Source organism: Stenotrophomonas sp. C9D9 (assembly GCF_056491205.1).
Map to the genome: position 1 here is coordinate 419,327 of NZ_JBSZIF010000006.1, position 17,894 is coordinate 437,220.

The 17,894-nt window shown below is 67.6% G+C and carries 18 protein-coding genes and 3 pseudogenes; 17 read left to right on the plus strand and 4 right to left on the minus strand.

The genetic code is table 11. From position 1 onward, the window contains the following. Positions 1–61: 61 nt before the first annotated feature. From ACXI0D_RS17430 to ACXI0D_RS17445, 4 genes are all read right to left on the minus strand, one after another. On the minus strand, positions 62–535 hold the full coding sequence (locus ACXI0D_RS17430) for a hypothetical protein (RefSeq protein ID WP_101765586.1): 474 nt from the start codon (positions 533–535) through the stop codon (positions 62–64). 380 nt (positions 536–915) lie between these two features. Beyond that, positions 916–1,497 (minus strand): hypothetical protein, encoded by a 582-nt coding sequence (locus tag ACXI0D_RS17435; RefSeq protein ID WP_147416385.1) that lies wholly within the window; start codon positions 1,495–1,497, stop codon positions 916–918. 220 nt (positions 1,498–1,717) lie between these two features. Next, complete coding sequence (locus ACXI0D_RS17440; RefSeq protein WP_101765585.1) at positions 1,718–2,032, minus strand: AzlD family protein; 315 nt, start codon at positions 2,030–2,032, stop codon at positions 1,718–1,720. Further along, complete coding sequence (locus ACXI0D_RS17445; protein ID WP_479642858.1) at positions 2,029–2,760, minus strand: AzlC family ABC transporter permease; 732 nt, start codon at positions 2,758–2,760, stop codon at positions 2,029–2,031. The genes ACXI0D_RS17440 and ACXI0D_RS17445 overlap by 4 nt, the downstream gene beginning before the upstream one ends. 127 nt (positions 2,761–2,887) lie before the next feature. On the opposite strand from ACXI0D_RS17445, the gene ACXI0D_RS17450 reads away from it, so the two are divergent. From ACXI0D_RS17450 to ACXI0D_RS17530, 17 genes and pseudogenes are all read left to right on the plus strand, one after another. Further along, positions 2,888–3,352, plus strand: a complete 465-nt coding sequence (locus tag ACXI0D_RS17450) for an Lrp/AsnC family transcriptional regulator (RefSeq protein WP_005413654.1) — start codon at positions 2,888–2,890, stop codon at positions 3,350–3,352. Positions 3,353–3,892: 540 nt separating this feature from the next. Next, entirely contained in the window at positions 3,893–4,573 is a 681-nt protein-coding gene (locus ACXI0D_RS17455; RefSeq protein WP_049444693.1) for a TonB C-terminal domain-containing protein, read from the plus strand. Positions 4,574–4,589: 16 nt separating this feature from the next. Continuing rightward, entirely contained in the window at positions 4,590–5,120 is a 531-nt protein-coding gene (locus tag ACXI0D_RS17460; RefSeq protein WP_032961748.1) for an RNA polymerase sigma factor, read from the plus strand. 69 nt (positions 5,121–5,189) lie between these two features. Next, positions 5,190–6,170 carry a FecR family protein gene (locus ACXI0D_RS17465; protein WP_049444695.1) on the plus strand — a complete coding sequence of 327 codons (981 nt, stop codon included), beginning with the start codon at positions 5,190–5,192 and terminating at the stop codon, positions 6,168–6,170. 58 nt (positions 6,171–6,228) lie between these two features. After that, the gene (locus tag ACXI0D_RS17470; protein WP_479642859.1) at positions 6,229–6,780 is read left to right on the plus strand and encodes a hypothetical protein; all 552 of its coding nucleotides are present in this window, start codon (positions 6,229–6,231) and stop codon (positions 6,778–6,780) included. A 144-nt stretch (positions 6,781–6,924) separates the two neighbouring features. Next, the gene (locus tag ACXI0D_RS17475; protein WP_479642860.1) at positions 6,925–7,482 is read left to right on the plus strand and encodes a hypothetical protein; all 558 of its coding nucleotides are present in this window, start codon (positions 6,925–6,927) and stop codon (positions 7,480–7,482) included. A gap of 57 nt (positions 7,483–7,539) precedes the next feature. Beyond that, positions 7,540–7,977, plus strand: coding sequence for a type II secretion system major pseudopilin GspG (gene gspG, locus ACXI0D_RS17480; protein WP_087922756.1), 438 nt, complete (start codon positions 7,540–7,542; stop codon positions 7,975–7,977). Between the two features lie 9 nt (positions 7,978–7,986). Continuing rightward, the gene (gspK, locus tag ACXI0D_RS17485; protein ID WP_458220817.1) at positions 7,987–8,892 is read left to right on the plus strand and encodes a type II secretion system minor pseudopilin GspK; all 906 of its coding nucleotides are present in this window, start codon (positions 7,987–7,989) and stop codon (positions 8,890–8,892) included. Continuing rightward, positions 8,889–10,052, plus strand: coding sequence for a type II secretion system protein GspL (gspL, locus tag ACXI0D_RS17490; RefSeq protein ID WP_101765581.1), 1,164 nt, complete (start codon positions 8,889–8,891; stop codon positions 10,050–10,052). The genes gspK and gspL overlap by 4 nt, the downstream gene beginning before the upstream one ends. Beyond that, positions 10,049–10,576 carry a type II secretion system protein GspM gene (gene gspM / locus ACXI0D_RS17495; protein ID WP_049444703.1) on the plus strand — a complete coding sequence of 176 codons (528 nt, stop codon included), beginning with the start codon at positions 10,049–10,051 and terminating at the stop codon, positions 10,574–10,576. Before gspL ends, gspM begins: the two co-directional genes overlap by 4 nt. Further along, complete coding sequence (gene gspD / locus ACXI0D_RS17500; protein ID WP_479642861.1) at positions 10,573–12,954, plus strand: type II secretion system secretin GspD; 2,382 nt, start codon at positions 10,573–10,575, stop codon at positions 12,952–12,954. The genes gspM and gspD overlap by 4 nt, the downstream gene beginning before the upstream one ends. Next, complete coding sequence (gene gspE / locus ACXI0D_RS17505) at positions 12,951–14,384, plus strand: type II secretion system ATPase GspE (RefSeq protein ID WP_479642862.1); 1,434 nt, start codon at positions 12,951–12,953, stop codon at positions 14,382–14,384. The genes gspD and gspE overlap by 4 nt, the downstream gene beginning before the upstream one ends. A 7-nt stretch (positions 14,385–14,391) precedes the next feature. Then, entirely contained in the window at positions 14,392–15,591 is a 1,200-nt protein-coding gene (gspF, locus tag ACXI0D_RS17510; RefSeq protein WP_479642863.1) for a type II secretion system inner membrane protein GspF, read from the plus strand. 115 nt (positions 15,592–15,706) lie between these two features. Then, positions 15,707–15,835 (plus strand): annotated as a pseudogene (locus tag ACXI0D_RS17515) (type II secretion system inner membrane protein GspF); the annotation flags it as partial. Positions 15,836–15,945: 110 nt separating this feature from the next. Beyond that, positions 15,946–16,080: pseudogene (locus ACXI0D_RS17520) on the plus strand (type II secretion system inner membrane protein GspF); the annotation flags it as partial. 110 nt (positions 16,081–16,190) lie between these two features. Then, positions 16,191–16,325 (plus strand): annotated as a pseudogene (locus tag ACXI0D_RS17525) (type II secretion system inner membrane protein GspF); the annotation flags it as partial. A gap of 268 nt (positions 16,326–16,593) precedes the next feature. After that, positions 16,594–17,778 carry a PstS family phosphate ABC transporter substrate-binding protein gene (locus ACXI0D_RS17530; protein WP_101765577.1) on the plus strand — a complete coding sequence of 395 codons (1,185 nt, stop codon included), beginning with the start codon at positions 16,594–16,596 and terminating at the stop codon, positions 17,776–17,778. Positions 17,779–17,894: the final 116 nt, after the last annotated feature.

The following is a 17,894-nucleotide window of genomic DNA, read 5'->3' on the forward strand; positions in this document are numbered from 1 at the left end:
CGGTTTGACATTGATCAAGTAGGTGGCGCGATGACCTGCGACCGGGTGTCGCAGGGAGCGTTCACTGCTGCAGGGGAAATCCGATCGTCTCGTGGCAATGCTGCACGAGGTGGCGACCTCCTTCATTGATGTGCAAGGTGTCTGCGTCACCGAAGAACCGTAGCAGTGCTGCCCCGGTCGTACTGCCGGCATGCGCAGAGCGCCTGGCGGCGGATGGCAGGAACGGATCAGCTCGCGGATCGTGTCCGTCCGGGAGGTTCGCGCGCGCAAGGGTGCCCTCGATCAGTAACTGCGCACATGCACCTGCCAGATAGGCGTCTGGTTCCCGCTGCCCGCTACGCCGCGGCTGCCCTGACAATGCGGTGGCGATATGCTGGAATTCATGCGCGGTGGTGGCGATCACCCGCCTGCGCAGCGAATCAGCGTCCGGGCTGGAGGGAAACCAGAAGCTGACCACCTGGCCCGGCCGCTCTGGTCCTGGCAGTTGTCGCCAGATACCGCCGCCGTCACTCACGATCGTGAGCTGATAGCGCACAGGCGTCCGTTCCTGCCCATTGGCCTGGAGCGGCAGTCCAGCGGATCGTGCAGCCGCCTCGCAGAGCCGTGACGCCTGCATGGCCGAAAGCGCTCCATCCGCCCAGAAAACCCGGGTTGCAATGGATGATCGCCCGCACTCGATGGATCGGTTGGGATACTCCGAGCTTTCCGGGCCGGGTAGCACTGACACTGTGCTGATCTTCAGATGCGAGGAAGGGCCTCGCAGCAGGGTGGCATACCCTCCATCGGTGCTGACCAGGTTCCGGGCAGGCAGCTGGAGGGATTGGCACGCACTTGTGGCCACAAGGATTGCCGCCAGCCCAGCGTAGTGCCCGACGATGGAGCCCGGTTGGGTACGCCTGGACTGGCGGCGCTGCATCAGGGGGTCAGCCCGCATTGATACGGCGATGGATACTTCGTACAGACTTGAAATTCCGAGACTGAAGCCGCCCGGGTGGCTCCGCCGTATCGAGAGGCCGCCGCGATGGTGTTTGGTCCAGGGGCTGCACCTACATCGAATGCTGCGAGGTCGTATCTCAACTCGGTCGCTGGACCGGACGCAGATGCGGCCCAGGCGTTCGCACCATCCGGATCGACAAGCCGGAGGACGGTTCCTGTTCGATGCCATTGGAACTGCTTGGCGGCGATGGTGGCTCCTTGCCGGCCATCAAACAACAGCAGGGTTACAGATCCATTGGCTGGGAAGGCTATGGATGAACCCGAGACGTCGATCTCGAACTGCGCGGCATCTGGTACTTCTGATGTCGACGCCAGCAGAACTCGCTCGAACCAAGGTAGGCCATCGCGTTCGCCTCCGCCGATCTTGCCTCCAATCCTGCCTTCTATCCGGCACTTCTTGGTTTCTTCGCACGATGCGCTCAACTGCCACTCCATCGGCCCGCAGCCAGCAGAGACGAGGGTGATACCGATTGCTACCACGACAACTCGCAGATTGCTCATTGGTAATCTCCACGTTGGACGTCGATTGACCGATCAGCTCAACCTGCTGATTCGGCGGTCGATCCGTACCGGCTCAGGCTCGATCAGGCAATCGGAATTGTTTCAAGGACCTCCGGTAGCTGGCTCCGGGCCTCATTCGACGCGCCAGACACATGCGCAGGTCGCGCCAATGGCGACACTTGCGCCTCCAGTCACACCACGTGGGGAACTCGCGGGCGCATCAGCCCATCAGATAGCGCAGCACACCCGCCGAGACCACGCCGATCAGCACCGTCGGCAGCATCGACAGCCGCGTGGCGGCCAGCAGGGTGATCGCCAGCGCGGCGAGGTCGGCGGGCTTGTCGGCGACGAAGTCGGGCGCGATCACCGAGATCAGCACGCAGCCCGGCGCGGCTTCCATCACCGTTACCGCGCGCTTGCTCAGCCTGCGGTTGCGCAGGGCGAGGAAGCCGACGATGCGGGTCAGGTAGGTGGCGGCGGCCATCAGCACGATGGTCAGCACCGAGGTCCAGTGGATCAGGCCGTTGAAGATCATGCTGCGTCCTCCGCCAGCAGCCAGGCCGCGGCCAGGCCCGCCAGTGCGCCGCTGGCCACGTACCACGCACCCGGGATCAGCAGGTAAGTGGCCGCGGCCACCACCAGGCTGACCAGCCACGGCCGCGCCGCCTTCATGCCTTGCCACATGCCGCGTAGCAGCACCAGGAACACGGCTGGGAAGGCCATGTCGAAGCCATAGGCGTGGATGTCGCCCAGCATCGGGCCGACGATCGCGCCCAATGCGGTGCAGGCCACCCAGACCGTGTACAGGCCTGCCGACACGCCCAGGTAATAGGCCAGGCTGAAGCCGAGCGCACGGCGGCGCGCATCGGCCACGCCCATCGCCCAGCTCTCGTCGCACATGAAGAACAGCGCCGGCAGCACGCGGCGGCGCGGCAGGTGCTGCAGCAGCGGGGCCAGGCTGGCGCCCATCAGCAGGTGGCGGCTGTTGACCAGCGCGGTGATCGCCACGATCAGCGCGATGTGCGGCGGCGAGGTCCACAGTTCGACGGCGGCGAACTCCGAGCCGCCGGCGAAGTTGAGGCCGGTCATCAGCGGCACTTCCAGGGCGCTGAGGTCCTTCTGGGCCGCCTGCGCGCCGAGCACCAGGGCGAAGGGGATGAAGCCGATCATCACCGGCACGGCGGCGCGCAGGCCACGCAGGAATTCGGCACGCGGGGCGGTATCGCAGGTGTCGGGCAGGGGGAGGGTGGTACGGGCGTCCATCGAACGGCACAACAAGGTGGGGGTGGCCCATGCTAGCGGCCTGATCGCGAAATCGGGTTGCGTTGATGCCATTCGATTCGGGAATATTGAGATTCCATGCGGCCAATGTCGCCAACGGTGAAATCCCATGCAGTATCAGCTCGACAACCTTGATCGCCGCATCCTCGACGCCCTGCAGCGTGACGGACGGCTGCAGAACCTGGAGCTGGCCCGGCTGGTGGGCCTCTCGCCCTCGGCCTGCCTGCGACGGGTGCGGCTGCTGGAGGAAGGCGGCTACATCGACCGCTACGTCGCCCTGCTGAATGAGGCCAAGGTGGGCCGTGGCTTCACGGTGTTCGTGCGGGTGTGGCTGCGCGGGCAGGACGAGGACACCACCAACCACTTCATCAACAGCATCAAGTCTTTCCCGGAAGTGCTTGAATGCCATCTGATGGCCGGCGACTGCGATTTCCTGCTGCGGGTGGCGGTGGCGGACCTTGATGCCTACCGGCAGTTCCAGATGCAGCACCTGAACCGGATTGCCGGGGTGCAGAACACCAAGACCGAGATCCCGATGCAGCGGATCAAGCAGACCACCCAGCTGCCGCTTTGAGGATGGGGGTTTCCGGCCGGGTTGCACCCGGCACCCGCGGTAGTGCCGGCCGCTGGCCGGCAACCTCAGGAGCAACAGCCGAAGCAACAGCGTGCATTCCGTGGGATGGCGGGGTGGGTCCGGTAGCAGGGGACGCCGTAAACCCGTCCATGGGGGCTTGGCCGCGGCATCCATGCCGCGGACACCCCTGCAACCGGACCCACCCCGCCTTCGACAGATTTCCGCGATCTGTCGGAACGGCATGAACTGCTCTTGGTGGGTGTCGACCTTGGTCGACACGTTCTGGCCGGCACGGGGTCGGATCCCGTTGCTGCGCAACGGGCTCTGACCCCCGTGCGTAGATAGCGTGGTCTGTTCGATTCATTGATGCCCGATGCGTGACTGGCTTCATGGAGCCAGTCACGCCGCCGGCCGTAGGCGGCGGTCATCGCAATGACATGTGTCCCCGGTACGGTTTGAGCCCGCTTGCTGGTCGCGCGCGGGCCGGGGTTCCGGTCGTGCCGCGCGTCCACTGCAGCTGCTGTCGCTGCCGAGGGTCATGTGTTCTACGTCAGGGGGCTGAATGGACACCATGCGGTCAGAACTTGGAAGGTGGCCATCGCCGCATGGCTGCTGCTGTCCTTTGCCGCTGTGGCGCAGGACGGTGTTCATGCCTACGACATCCCCGCGCAGCCGCTGGAACAGGCGGTCGAGCGTTTCAGTGTCATCAGCGGGTGGTCGGTGATGTACCCGGGCGACCTTGCCGCAGGCCGCAACAGCCATGCGCTGCGCGCCAGCCTGGCGCCGCTGCCTGCGCTGCAGATGCTGCTGCAGGACACCGGTATCGAGGCCGAGGTGATCGGCGAGCAGCGCGTGGTGCTGCGCCGGGGCGGGCAGTCGGCGGCCGAGGCGGATGTTGGCACCGGCCTTCCCGAGGCCGAGCGTCGGCGCCGCTATGGCGGCCTGCAGCAGCGCCTGCGCGCGGCGTTCTGTGACGACCCCGAGATCGTGCCCGGCCGCTATGCCGCAACGCTGCGCTTCCGCGTCGACGGCGAAGGCCAGGTGCAGCAGCCCGAACTGCTGTCCGGCAGTGGCAGTGCCCGCCGCGATGCACGCCTGCTGCAGGCGCTGCAGGGCCTGGTGCTGGCGCCGGATGCCGCTGCGCTGCCGCAGCCGGTGACCCTGCAGATCCGTCCTTCCGGCACCGACCACGACTGTGGCCGGCGCGCGCCCCTTCCATGACTTCAAGGATTCGAACATGAGCAACGGTACGGCTGGGGCAGTTGACCTGATGGACCACCTTCTGGGTGCCTACGACGAGCTGAAACGCCGGCTGGTGCGCAAGCTGGGCTCGGAAGAGCTGGCCGGCGACGCGTTGCAGGACACCTGGATGCGCCTGAGTGCGCGCCGTGACCGCCTGGATGCGGTGCAGAACCCCGCGGCCTACCTGCTGCGCATGGCGATGAATACCGTGATCGACCGCCAGCGTGCCGACCACCGTCTGCTGAGCCTGGAAGAGGTGGAGACGCTGATGGACATGGCCGACCCGGCACCGGGCCCGGCGCAGGCGGCCGAACTCGACTTCGCGCTGGAAGACATGGTCGGTCTGCTGCAGCGCATGCCCGAGCGTCGTCGCCGCATCCTGCTGGCGATCCGCGTCGACGGCCTGCAGCAGCGCGACGTCGCCGATCACCTCGGCGTGTCGTTGCGGCTTGTACAGCGTGAGTTGAAGGCGGCCCAGGACTATCTGGCCGAGCGCAGCGGGCAGGGGCGCCAGGTGCGGTTCTGAGCGGCGGCATCCGTCTACACTTTGACGCCGAGCAGAACCCCGCAGCGTGCGGGTCCGGCATGAGCCCCAATGGATCCTGACGATCGCCCGCAACGCCCGCTGGATGCCGTCGAGCGTCAGGCCCACGCGTGGGTGGTGCGGCTGACCTCGGGCGAGGCCACTGCGGCCGACGGGCGCAGGTTCCGCGCGTGGTGCGAGGCCGATCCGCGTCATCGCGAAGCATTCGGCCGGGCGCGCCAGCAATGGGAACAGGTGCGACTGGCCGGTGAGCAGCTGCCTGCCGCAGCACGGCAACCGGTCGCGCCGACACCGGCCCAGCGCTGGAGCCGGCGTGCCTTCCTGGGCGCCGCGATTGCCGCACCGGCCAGCCTGGTGGTGGTGGCGGCGATCCGCCCGCCGCTGGGATTGTGGCCCTCGGTGACGGCGATGACGGCCGATTTCCACACCGGTACCGGTCAGCGCCTGCAGATCGCACCTTCGCCACAGTTGAAGATCGAGCTGGATACGCAGAGCAGCCTGCGCCGCCGTGCGGATGCGCAGGGCGAAGGCTTCGAACTGGTGCAGGGCCAGGCCGCGATCGAAACCCAGGCCGGCCTGCGCCTGGCTCTGTTCGCGGGGCCGGGCTGCGTGATTGCCGATGAAGGTGCGGTGCGCCTGGACGTGCGCAACACCCACGGCCAGGTACGGGTGACCTGCCTGCAGGGCAGCGCCCGCATCGAGCATCCGCAGGGCCGCCTGCAGCTGCAGGCGGGCCAGCAGACCCAGTACGACGAGCGCCTCAGTGGCGTGGTGGCCGAAGCCGTGGCCTCGGAAGTGAGTGCCTGGACCGAAGGCATGCTGGTATTCCGCCGCGCTCCATTGCGCGAGGTGGTGGATGAAATCAACCGCTACCGCCGCGGCAAGGTGCTGCTCGGCGAATCGGCGTTGGCGCGCGCCCCGGTCAGCGGCCGCTTCCGCATCGATGATCCGGACGCGGCGCTGGAGCAGCTGCGACTGACGATGTCGCTGGATCTGCGTCGCTTTCCGGGTGGCATTGCCGTCCTTGGTTAGGTGAAGACGCTGGCCGTGCGCGCCGCGCAGGGCTGTTGCAAGCAAGGAGACGCCAAGGATGCGCAACGAGACCATCGGTGTGCTGGATCTGCGCCGCAATCTGTCGGCGTTGCTGGAAACCACGCAGCGACGGCCCTTGATGGTGCACCGCTACGGCTCGCCATGGGTGTGTGTGGTGTCCGACGCGCAGTGGCAGCAACAGGCTGTGCTGCTGGACTTCGATCCGCAGTCGCACCCGCTGGCGATGCTGTTGTGCCTGCAGCAGCAGGTGTTGCCGCTGGCTGAAACCGGTGCGTTGCCGCCTGCGGCGCTTGCACGCGCACTGCTGCTGATGGACATGCATGGCATCGAGGATCTCGCGCAGCTGCACGAGCAGGTGCTGCACCATCGGCTGTGGCACTGGTTCGTGGCGGGCACCCGCGGGGTGATGGACGGCTGGCAGCTGCCAGCGGTGCGCATTGCGATGGCGTCATGGTGCGATGACGTGGACATGACCGATGCGCTGGTCGCGTTCGCCGCGCGCAGCGACGTGGCGGTACTGGCCCGCCGCTGCGGCGGTGACGCACCGCGCCTGCAGCGCGAAGCTTTCAGGCGCATGACGTTGCGATGACGTTGCCGATGAAGCACCACCCAGCGCACAGACTTGCATTCGCGCTGTCGCTTCACCTGCCTTGCTGACGTCTTCTCCAGAGTACGACGCACCACGCGTCGCGGAGCACGGGCGACGCAGATGGCAGACAGTCGCAGGATCAGCATGCTGGAGCTGGATCGCCACCTGAGCCAGTCACTGGAGCAGGCGCGGCACACGCCCTTGAACGTGCAACGTTACGGGCACTCGTGGGTCTGGATGCTCTCCAGTGATGCCTGGGCCGATGCGGCGCGCTGGGCGGCACTGGACAGCAGCGCGCATCCGTTGGCGGCGCTGCGGCGCGCCCTCGATCTGCAGCTGCGGCCCTGGCCCGAAGCGGCCATGAACGCGCTGCCGCTTGATGCAGGCGATGTGCGGCTGCTGCAACGTGCGGCCCTGCTGGTGGTCGTGCGTGATCTCAACAGTGCGCAGCGCGTGTACGACGATCTGCGCTATCACCAGGCCTACCGGACGTTCATCGGCCTCGACCATGGCACCGCGTGGTCGCCGATGCAGTGCGTGCGCCTGCTGCAGGCGTGCGCGCATCCGCTGCTGCGCGGCTGCATCGACGAAACGCTGGCCAGTGTGCCACCCCACCTGTTCGAGGCGGCACGCGTACCGGCTGCCCCTGCGCCCACGCAGGCACATGCGCAGCGAATTGCCGGCGGATGTTTATCGTACTGACACATGCACCGCTGACCATGGCGCAGCGGTCTCTTCCAGGATGACGAGGGCGGAACAATGGCAAGGCAGGTGGGTGGTCGCAGGGCTCGGCAGCAGGGTTTCAGCCTGATCGAGATCATGGTGGTGGTGGTGATCATCGGCATTCTCGCGGCATTGATCGTGCCGCGGTTGATGGACCGTCCCGACCAGGCGCGCGTGGTGGCGGCGCGCCAGGACATCGCCGCGCTGATGCAGGCGCTGAAACTGTTCAAGCTGGACAATGGCCGCTATCCCAGCGCCGAGCAGGGCCTGCAGGCGCTGGTGAAGCCGCCGCAGGGCAGCGGTGCGATGCCGGTGACACCGTATCTGGATCGCCTGCCGAATGACCCATGGGGCCATCCGTACCAGTACCAGAGTCCCGGAACCCATGGCGACATCGATGTGTTCTCGCTGGGTGCGGACAGCAAGCCCGGTGGCGACGCCGGGAACGCGGATATCGGCTCCTGGCAGCTGTGAGGCGTGCTGATGACAGCCCGGACGCGTTCGGTCCCGTGCGCCCGCCAGCGTGGCATGGCGGTGATTGTCGCCCTGCTGGTGGTGGCACTGGTGGCGGTGATTGCCACTGCACTGCTGACCCGGCAGTCGGCGCAGCTGCGCGCGCTGCGTAGTGACCAGCTGCGCGCGCAGGTGCGCATGGCGGTCGATGCCACCCTGGAGCGCGCGGCGCAGCAGCTGCGTGACGATGTAAAGGAGCAGCTGACCACGGTGCGCAGCGGACGCTGGACGCGTCCGCTGACGCTGCAGGCGCCGTTGCCGGTGCAGCTGCAGCTGGTGGATGCGCAGTCGATGTTCAACCTGCGCAACCTGCTGGCGCATGGCCGGCCGGACCCCGAGGCGCGACGCGCGTTCATCGCGTTGTGTGCTGCACAAGGGCTGGGCCAGGGCGCCTGCGCATCCGCGGCGGACCACATCCAGGCGCGCCTGCGCGACGGTGACATCCTGGCGCAGGCCCCACTGCCGCGCGAATCACTGATCGCGCAGGCACTGGCCGGTGCCGATCCGGTGGCACTGCAGGCGCTGGCGCGGCGCACCGTGGTGCTGCCGGCGCAGACCCTGGTCAACGCCAACACCAGCGACCTGAGCGTTCTGCAGGCGGTGACGCCTGCGGTCGAGCCGGCACGGCTGCAGGCGCTGCTCGGTGAGCGCGACGGCGGCCATTGGCTGCTCAACCGCGGCGACATCGCCAATCGACTTCAATTGAGCAACGAACAGATGGCCGTGCTTCCCTTGGGCATCCATAGCGAGTGGTTCCTTGCGGTCGGCCGGGTGCAGGCCGATGGCAGTGCGGTCGAGTTCCGTGCGTTGCTCTGGCGCGAATACCGCGACGATGGAGCGCGCGTGCAGCGCGTGTGGACGAGGATCGGCGCATGAACGTGCAGCTTCGGGTGCGCCTGCCGGCGCTGGAGTGCCTGCGTGCCGACAGCACGGTGGACTGGGTGCAGCTGCACAAGGGCGAGGTAGTGGCACACGGCCGCGACACGCTGACGGCACTGGGTCTGCGTCATCCGAAGGCGACGGTGCGCGCCTGCCTCGATCCGCACGACCTGATCCTGCTGGAACTTCAGCTGCCGCCGTTGTCCGGGCGGCGCCTGCAGTCGGCGCTGCAGGGCGAGGTGGAGGCGATGCTGCTGGATGACCTGCAGGAGGTGGCGCTGGCCCACGGTGCGCAGGCGGCTGACGGCACGGTTCCGGTGGCCTGGCTCGGCCAGCAGGCGGTCCTGCAGGCGCAGCAGCTGCTGGCCTCGTGCGCACTGCAGCTGCAGGCGTTGTATCCGACGCCGCTGCTGCTGCCGTGGCAGGACGGACAGGCCACGCTGCAGGTCAGCGGCGAGCACCTGCTGGTGCGCAGCGGGCGCGATCGTGGGTTCGTCCAATGGTATGGCGGACGCGACGCATGTGCCGTGATGCAGGCCCTGGCGGTGCGCCTGCAGCAGGCCGGCGTGCAGGCCGTGCAATGGATCGACAGCGTGCCGCCGGCGTGGCCGGACAGCCTGCCGGCCACCGCCGTTACGCATGAACGGCAGGCGGGTGGCCCTCTGCCGGGGTGGTCATTGCCGCTGCCCGGTGCGGGTCGGAAAGCGCCACGCCTGGCGATCGGCCTCGCGTTGGCGGCAGTGCTGCTGGCCGCACTCGGCCTGCAGCTGCAGGTCTCGCGCTGGCGGATCGAGGGCGAGGCGCTGCAACAGGACATGGCGCGGCAGTTCAACGCACGCTTCCCGGAGATCACCGATGTGGTGGATCCGGTGCTGCAGGCACGGCGTGCTCTGGCGGTGCCACCGCCGGCGCCGCCGTTGCCACCGTTGCAACGGCAGGTCGCCAGCACGCTGCAGGCCGTTCCGGAGCTGGCGGGGCAGGTGCGCAGCCTGCACTACCAGCCCGGCCAGCTGGACATGGAGCTGGATGCCGATGCCCAGGCGTTGGCCGATGATCCACAACGCCTGGAGCACTGGCAGCAGGCGGTGCAGGTGCAGGGCCTGCAGCTGGCGCGCGACGCCGGTGGGCGCCTGCGGGTGAGCGGAGCTGGACAGTGACCGCCCGTACCCTGCGGCTGGGCGAGGGAGTGGCGGGCCTGCAGCAGCGCTGGCAGCGCCTGCCACCGCGCGACCGGCTGATGCTGTGGGTGATGGTGGTGGCGCTGCTGGCAGCGGGCCTGTGGTCGTTGTGGCTGGAGCCCCTGCTGAAGCAGCGCACGCACTGGCAGGCCGAACTGCCACGGCTGCAGGCGCAGTCCCGCGCACTGGCGCCGCTGCTTCGCGCCCGTGAGCGCCAGCAGCAGGCGCAGGGCCAGCACCCGACGCTGGCCAGCCTGCGGGACGGAATCAGATCCGCCGGCCTTGCCGACGGCCTGCATATCGAAGCGCGCGACGGGCGCTGGCACCTGCAGGTGCAGGCGGTGCCCGCCGACGCGCTATGGAACTGGCTGCTGCCGCTGCTGGCCGACCCGGCCATCGAGCTGCAGCAGCTGCAACTGACACGCACAGGGGATGCGAACATGCCGGCGGCACGGATTTCCGGAAACATCGTGATGGTGGCCACTGCGGGTGCCCATCCATGAGGGCGATGCGCAGCCTTGCCTGCAGTACTGCATTGGCCCTGATCGTGGGCATGGCCCACGTGCCGGCGCCGGTGGCAGCGCAGGACACCCGCGATGAGCCGGTGCAGCTGAACCTGGTGGATACCGATATCGGTGGCGTGCTGCGCATGGCAGCACGGTTCACCGGCCGCCAGTTCCTGGTCGACCCACGGGTGACCGGCAAGATGACGGTGGTCTCCGATGGCCCGGTCAGCCGTACCCAGGCCTATCAGCTGCTGCTGGGCGCACTGCGCATGCGCGGCTTCGCGGTGGTCGAGAACGGCGGCGTCAGCCGGGTGGTGCCGCAAGCTGACGCCAAGCTGCTCGGTGGGCGCGTGGGCAGCGGCGGTGCAGGGGGCGAGATCGCCACGCGCACCTTCGCGCTGCGCTACGAGAACGCGGCCGCGCTGGTGGCAGTGCTGCGGCCGATGATCAGCCCGGACAATCCGATCACTGCCAACCCGGGCAACAACACCCTGGTGATCACCGACTATGCTGACAACCTGGAACGCATCGCACAGGTGATCGCCAGCGTCGACACGCCGGCCGGCATGGACACCGATGTGGTGAAGCTGCAGCAGGGCATTGCCGTTGACGTGGCGGCGATGGTCGCGCCGCTGCTGGATGCGCAGGGCGCCGAACCGAGCCAGAAAGTGGTGGTGATGGCCGACCCGCGCAGCAACAGCGTGCTGCTGCGTTCCAGCAGTCCCGGCCGCACCCGTCTGGCGCGGCAGCTGGTGGAGAAGCTGGACCGCGCGCAGGACGAGTCCGGCAACCTGCATGTGGTCTACCTGCGCAATGCCCAGGCCAATCAGCTTGCCGGCGTGCTGCGCGGCGTGGTGGCCGGGCAGAGCGATGCACCGGCAATGGGCAGCAACGAAGGCATCACGCCACTGCCCGGCGATGCAAACCGTTCCATACCCGCGCAGCCGTCGCAGCCACAGCAGGCCAAGACCGGTGGCAATGCGCTGGAATCGCAGCGGCTGGACCCGAACCGCCGCGACCCGATCGACGCCGGCAGCACCGGCTTCAGCCAGAACGGTATTTCGGTGCAGGCGGACGTGGCCACCAACACGCTGCTGATCTCGGCGCCGGAACCGGTGTACCGCAACCTGCGGCGGGTGATCGACCAGCTGGACCAGCGCCGTGCACAGGTGCTGGTGGAAAGCCTGATCGTGGAGGTCAACCAGACCGACGCGGCCGAACTGGGCGTGCAGTGGATGCTGGGCAATGGCCGCACCTTCGGCGGCACCCACTTCGGCGGCACCACCGGCGGCAGCGGGCTGAACACCACCGCACGCACCACACTGGACGTGCTGCCCAAGGACGGCCTGAAGATCGGCGTCATCGACGGCACCATCAACCTGCCCGGTGTCGGCCAGATCCTCAACATGAAGGCGCTGGCCAACGCGCTGCAGAGCAAGGGCGGCGCCAACATCCTGTCCACGCCGAACCTGATGACGCTGGACAACGAAGCGGCCAGCATCATGGTCGGTCAGACCGTGCCGTTCGTCAGCGGCCGCTACGTGACCGACGGTGGTGGTGGCAGCAACAACCCGTTCCAGACCATCGTGCGCGAGGACGTGGGCCTGAAGCTGCGGGTACGCCCGCAGATTTCCGAGGGCGGCACGGTGAAGCTGGACATCTACCAGGAAGTCAGCAGCATCGACGCGCAGAGCGCGAACAGCACGGCCGGCATCATCACCAACAAGCGGGCCCTGGATACCAGCGTACTGCTGGACGATGGCCAGATCATGGTGCTGGGTGGCCTGCTGGAAGACAGCGTCAGCCATGGCCGTGATGCGGTGCCGGGGCTGGGAAAGATCCCGGTGCTGGGTGCCTTGTTCCGCAGCGACACGCGCAAGCGCGCCAAGACCAACCTGATGGTGTTCCTGCGCCCGCACGTGGTGCGTGACCCGGCCGCCGGCCAGCGCCTGACCCGCGACCGCTACGACTACATGCGCAACGCGCAGGCCGGCGCGCAACCGGTGCAGAGCTGGGCATTGCCGGCGCTGTCGGCACCGCAGCTGCCGCCGCAGGACCTGTCTGTACTCGGCCAGGGCAATGCGCGCGATGGCCAGGGCCAGCCGCTGCAGAACAGCAGTCTGGCGGCGCTGTACCCGTCCGGTGACGGCGATGCGCAGCTGGTGCAGTTCGCACAGGGGCTGGACCCGGCCCGTGCCAGCCAGGGCGTGGCACAGGTGCGGGCACTGGGTCTGCAGGCCTATGCCGAAGCGACGCCCGGCGAGAGCGGGCAACGCCTGCGCGTGCGATTGCCACGCGATCCGGCGACGCTGGACCCGGCGCTGCAGCAGTTGCGCGGACTCGGCTACACGCCGGAACTGGTGATCGGGCCGTGAGCGCCGCCGCGCCACTGCCGTACGCCTGGGTGCGCAGCCATGGCGTGATGCTGTCCGAAGTTGGCGGCGAGCCGGTGCTGCTGGGCACCGCCGACACCGCGGCGTGGGCCGTGGCCGAACTGCGCCGCCGGCATGGTCCGCTGCCGTTCCAGGCCCTGGATGCGGCGACCTGGCAGCAGCGGCTGGGTGAGCAGTATCGTGACGGCGGCGATGCCGCTGCCGTGGTCGGTGCCGCCGAAAGCGAAGTCGATCTGGACCGGCTGATGCAGGACATGCCGGAAGTCACCGACCTGCTGGATGCGCAGGACGATGCGCCGGTGATCCGCATGATCAACGCGCTGCTGGCACAGGCCGCGCGTGATGGCGCCAGCGACCTGCACATCGAACCCTTCGAGACCCACTCGGTGGTGCGTTACCGGGTGGACGGCACCCTGCGCGACATGGTGCAGCCGCGGCGCGCACTGCACGCGGCACTGGTGTCGCGCATCAAGATCATGGCCCACCTGGACATCGCCGAGAAGCGCCTGCCGCAGGACGGGCGCATCGCGATCCGGGTGGGCGGGCGGCCGCTGGATATCCGTGTCTCCACGGTGCCGACCGGGCATGGCGAGCGTGCTGTGCTGCGCCTGCTGGAAAAGGATGCCGGTCGCCTGCAGCTGCAGCGCCTCGGCATGGCCGACGACACCCTGGCCACGTTCACCGGATTGATCCGGCAGCCGCATGGCATCGTGCTGGTCACCGGGCCGACCGGCAGTGGCAAGACAACGTCGCTGTATGCGGCGCTGGGCCAGCTCGACAGCAGCACCAGCAACATTCTCACCGTGGAGGACCCGGTGGAGTATGACTTCGCCGGTATCGGCCAGATCCAGGTCAACGCGCGTATCGGCATGAGCTTCGGCACGGCGCTGCGCGCGATCCTGCGCCAGGACCCGGACACCATCATGATCGGTGAGATCCGCGACCTGGAGACCGCACAGATTGCGGTGCAGTCGTCGCTGACCGGCCATGGCGTGCTGGCCTCGCTGCACACCAACGATGCGATCTCGGCAGTGACCCGCCTGGCCGATATGGGCGTGGAGCCGTTCCTGCTGGCCTCGTCGCTTCGCGGCGTGCTGGCGCAGCGGCTGGTGCGGCGGCTGTGCACGCAATGCCGGCGTGCCGAGGTGGATGGCGACGGCCGTACCGTGTGGCGCACGGTGGGCTGCGCGGCCTGTGCCAACAGCGGCTACCGGGGGCGTACCGGCATCCACGAGCTGTTCGTGGTGGACGATCGCGTGCGCGCGCTGATCCATGAAGGGCAGGGTGAACCTGCGCTGCGCGAGGCGGCGCGGCGTGCCGGCATGCGGACCTTGCGGAAGGATGGCCAGCGCTGGGTCGACAGCGGGGTGACCACGCTGGAAGAGATCCTGCGCGTCACCGGCGACGATTGAGGCCTGCATGGCACTGTTCGACTACCAGGCCGCCAACGCGCAGGGCCGCATCGAGAAGGGCCAGCTGGACGCCGACAGCCCGCGCGGCGCGCGCCAGGTGCTGCGCGGTCGTGGGCTGACGCCCGTGCAGGTCAGCGCGGCGCGCAGTGCGGGCAGTGGCTGGGGCACGCGCCGGCTGTCCGCCAGCGAGCTGGCCTGGGCCACGCGCCAGCTGGCCAGCCTGCTGGCCGCGAGCCTGCCGTTGGAAGGTGCATTGAGTGCGGTGATCGAACAGGCCGAGCGCCCGCATGTGGCCCAGGCACTCACCGCCGTACGCGCCGACGTGCGTGCCGGCCAGCGCCTGACCGTGGCATTGGCTGCACGGCCACGTGATTTTCCGCCGATCTACCGGGCGCTGGTGGGCGCCGGTGAGGACTCCGGCGACCTGGCGCGGGTGATGGAGCGCCTTGCCGACTACATCGAAGAGCGCAATGCGCTGCAGGCCAAGGTGCTGACCGCCTTCATCTACCCGGCGGCGATCAGCCTGGTGTCAGTGGCGATCGTGATCTTCCTGCTCAGCTACGTGGTGCCGCAGGTGGTGACCGCGTTCGTGCAGGCGCGGCAGACGCTACCGATGCTGACCCAGGTGATGCTGGCCGCCAGCGCGTTCCTGCGCAGCTGGGGCGTGTGGGTGGGGTTGGCCATCGCTGCGATGGTGGTGGCATGGCGATTGGCGTTGCGCCAGCCCGAACTGCGCCTGCGCTGGGATGCGATGCTGCTGCGGCTGCCGATGGTCGGACGCTTCGTGCTGGGCGTGAACAGTGCGCGCTTCGCCTCGACACTGGCGATCCTGCTGGATGCGGGTGTGCCGCTGCTGCGTGCATTGGAAGCAGCGCGACAGACCCTGGGAAACACGCTGCTGGCGCGCTGTGCCGATGATGTGGCTGCACGCGTACGCGAAGGCGCGGCACTGGGTGCTGCGTTGAAGGTGCAGAAAGTGTATCCGCCGATCCTGATGCACCTGGTGGCCAGCGGCGAGAAGACCGGTTCGCTGGCGCCACTGCTGGACCGCGCCGCACAGACGATCTCGCGCGAGATCGAGCGCCGCGCGATGGCACTGACTGCACTGCTGGAACCGACCATGATCCTGGTGATGGGCGGCGTGGTGTTGACGATCGTGCTGGCCGTGCTGATGCCGATCATGGAAATGAACCAGCTGGTGCAGTAGATCCACGCCATGCGTGGATGGATCGCGCGACGCGCGCCACATGCGGTGCATCCACGCATGGCGTGGATCTACTGACATCTGGATTCCGCCACACAATCCTCCATGCCTTCGAGATGAGCGTCGCGCGATGGCGCTCACTGTGCTGCTGGGACCGACCATGATCCTGGTGATGGGCGGCGTGGTGTTGACGATCGTGCTGGCCGTGCTGATGCCGATCATGGAAATGAACCAGCTGGTGCAGTAGATCCACGCCATGCGTGGATGGATCACCCGACGCGCGGCATATGCGGCGCATCCACGCATGGCGTGGATCTACTGACACCTGGATTCCGCCACACAATCCTCCAGACCTTCGAGATCGAGCGTCGCGCGATGGCGCTCACTGCGCTGCTGGGACCGACCATGATCCTGGTGATGGGTGGCATGGTGCTGATGATCGTGCTGGCCGTGCTGATGCCGATCATGGAAATGAACCAGCTGGTGCAGTAGATCCACGCCATGCGTGGATGGATCGCGCGACAAGCGTCATATGCGGTGCATCCACGCAGGGCGTGGATCTACTGACATCTGGATTCCGCCACACAATCCTCCATGCCTTCGAGATCGAGCGTCGCGCGATGGCACTGACCGCACTGCTGGAACCGACCATGATCCTGGTGATGGGTGGCGTGGTGCTGACGATCGTGCTGGCCGTGCTGATGCCGATCATGGAAATGAACCAGCTGGTGCAGTAGATCCACGCCATGCGTGGAAGGATCGCGCGACGCGCGTCACATGCGGTGCATCCACGCAGGGCGTGGATCCGATGACATCGATTCTCCACACAATCCTCCACACCTTTTTTCGATCTTCCACAGGTTTCTTAAGCGGCCTGTCATCGGCGCGGACCAGCATGGACACGTCGCCGCAGAGTGGGCTGGGAGGCCCTCGGCGGCAGCAGGCGTGTAGTGACCGTTCCTCCCTTGGTGTTTCCCTTCGCAGTAAACCCTTCAGGAGAAGATCATGAACAAGTACAAGACCCTGGCCGCGTTGGTTGCCACCGCGCTGCTCGCCACCGCCGGTGCTGCTTCGGCGCAGCAGTCCCTCGTCAATGGCGGCGGCGCCTCGCTGCCGGCTGATCTGTACAAGGGCCAGGCCGACAGCATCCTGCCGTCGAACTTCAGCTACGCCGTGACCGGTTCGGGCACCGGCAAGAAGGCGTTCCTGGAAAACAAGATCGCGCTGTTCATCCCGACCGGCACCGGCAACGTCCACTTTGCTGGCAGCGACTCGGTGCTGAGCCAGACCGAAATCGACACCTACAACGCCACCTACAACTCCGCGACCTCGACCACCAAGTTCGGTCCGCTGCTGCAGATGCCGTCCGTCGCCACCTCGGTCACCATTCCGTTCAACAAGGCCGGCTCGGCCGTTGACCTGACCGTGACCCAGGCCTGCGGCATCTTCTCGGGCAAGATCACTGACTGGGCCGACACCGGCACCGGCCGCACCGGCCCGATCCAGGTCATCTATCGTGGCGAGAGCAGCGGCACCAGCGAGCTGCTGACCCGCTTCCTGACCAGCGCCTGCCAGCCGGGCGACGTTGCCGGCACCAACCTGAAGCTGACCAACGGTGCGCCGGCCTTCTCGGTGCAGTCGACCTTCGCCAACCTGTTCACCACCGTGCCGTCGAACTTCGTCGCCGCGCCGGCCACCGGTGGCACCGCGCTGTACAACGCGGTGTACGCTGCTGACGGCCGCATCGGCTATGTCGGCCCGGACGTGATCCCGAACCTGCAGGACGCGACCAAGGTTGCCAAGCTGAAGGGCTACTCGCCGGATGAAGTGAGCGTTGCTGCCACCCTGAACACCATCGCTCCGCCGTCCACGGCTGCCGACATCGCCAACCCAGCCAAGTGGGTGCCGGTGTTCACCAACCCGTCGGCGGGCTATCCGATCGCTGGCTACACCAATCTGGTGTTCGGCCAGTGCTACCGCGTCGCCCTGGCTCGCAATGCGATCCGCGACTTCCTGCAGAACCACTACAACGTGGGCGCTACCGGCAACAACGATGCTGCGGTGCGTGCGCACGGCTTCATCCCGCTGACCCAGGACTGGCGTGAAGCGGTTGCCGCCAACCTGGTTTCCTCCTCGGCCACCACCGGCCTGAGCAACGCCAACACCTGCACCACCGGCGTCGGCCGTTGATCCAGGGGTACTGTTGAAAAGGGCGCCGGCCGCAAGGCCGGCGCCTTCTTGCGTGTCAGTCCCTGGCTGGACCGGCAGACATGATGCGGCGGTCAGCGCGCATCGGTTCGTTCCAC

What these genes read in the sequence shown, in the direction of transcription:
- gspK (WP_458220817.1), top strand. Translation starts at nt 7,987, where the DNA reads ATGACAGCCCGGACGCGTTCGGTCCCGTGCGCCCGCCAGCGTGGCATG.
- gspL (WP_101765581.1), top strand. Translation starts at nt 8,889, where the DNA reads ATGAACGTGCAGCTTCGGGTGCGCCTGCCGGCGCTGGAGTGCCTGCGT.
- ACXI0D_RS17445 (WP_479642858.1), bottom strand. Translation starts at nt 2,760, where the DNA reads ATGGACGCCCGTACCACCCTCCCCCTGCCCGACACCTGCGATACCGCC.
- ACXI0D_RS17465 (WP_049444695.1), top strand. Translation starts at nt 5,190, where the DNA reads ATGGATCCTGACGATCGCCCGCAACGCCCGCTGGATGCCGTCGAGCGT.
- ACXI0D_RS17450 (WP_005413654.1), top strand. Translation starts at nt 2,888, where the DNA reads ATGCAGTATCAGCTCGACAACCTTGATCGCCGCATCCTCGACGCCCTG.
- ACXI0D_RS17460 (WP_032961748.1), top strand. Translation starts at nt 4,590, where the DNA reads ATGAGCAACGGTACGGCTGGGGCAGTTGACCTGATGGACCACCTTCTG.
- ACXI0D_RS17470 (WP_479642859.1), top strand. Translation starts at nt 6,229, where the DNA reads ATGCGCAACGAGACCATCGGTGTGCTGGATCTGCGCCGCAATCTGTCG.
- ACXI0D_RS17440 (WP_101765585.1), bottom strand. Translation starts at nt 2,032, where the DNA reads ATGATCTTCAACGGCCTGATCCACTGGACCTCGGTGCTGACCATCGTG.
- gspG (WP_087922756.1), top strand. Translation starts at nt 7,540, where the DNA reads ATGGCAAGGCAGGTGGGTGGTCGCAGGGCTCGGCAGCAGGGTTTCAGC.
- gspD (WP_479642861.1), top strand. Translation starts at nt 10,573, where the DNA reads ATGAGGGCGATGCGCAGCCTTGCCTGCAGTACTGCATTGGCCCTGATC.
- ACXI0D_RS17475 (WP_479642860.1), top strand. Translation starts at nt 6,925, where the DNA reads ATGCTGGAGCTGGATCGCCACCTGAGCCAGTCACTGGAGCAGGCGCGG.
- ACXI0D_RS17530 (WP_101765577.1), top strand. Translation starts at nt 16,594, where the DNA reads ATGAACAAGTACAAGACCCTGGCCGCGTTGGTTGCCACCGCGCTGCTC.
- ACXI0D_RS17435 (WP_147416385.1), bottom strand. Translation starts at nt 1,497, where the DNA reads ATGAGCAATCTGCGAGTTGTCGTGGTAGCAATCGGTATCACCCTCGTC.
- gspF (WP_479642863.1), top strand. Translation starts at nt 14,392, where the DNA reads ATGGCACTGTTCGACTACCAGGCCGCCAACGCGCAGGGCCGCATCGAG.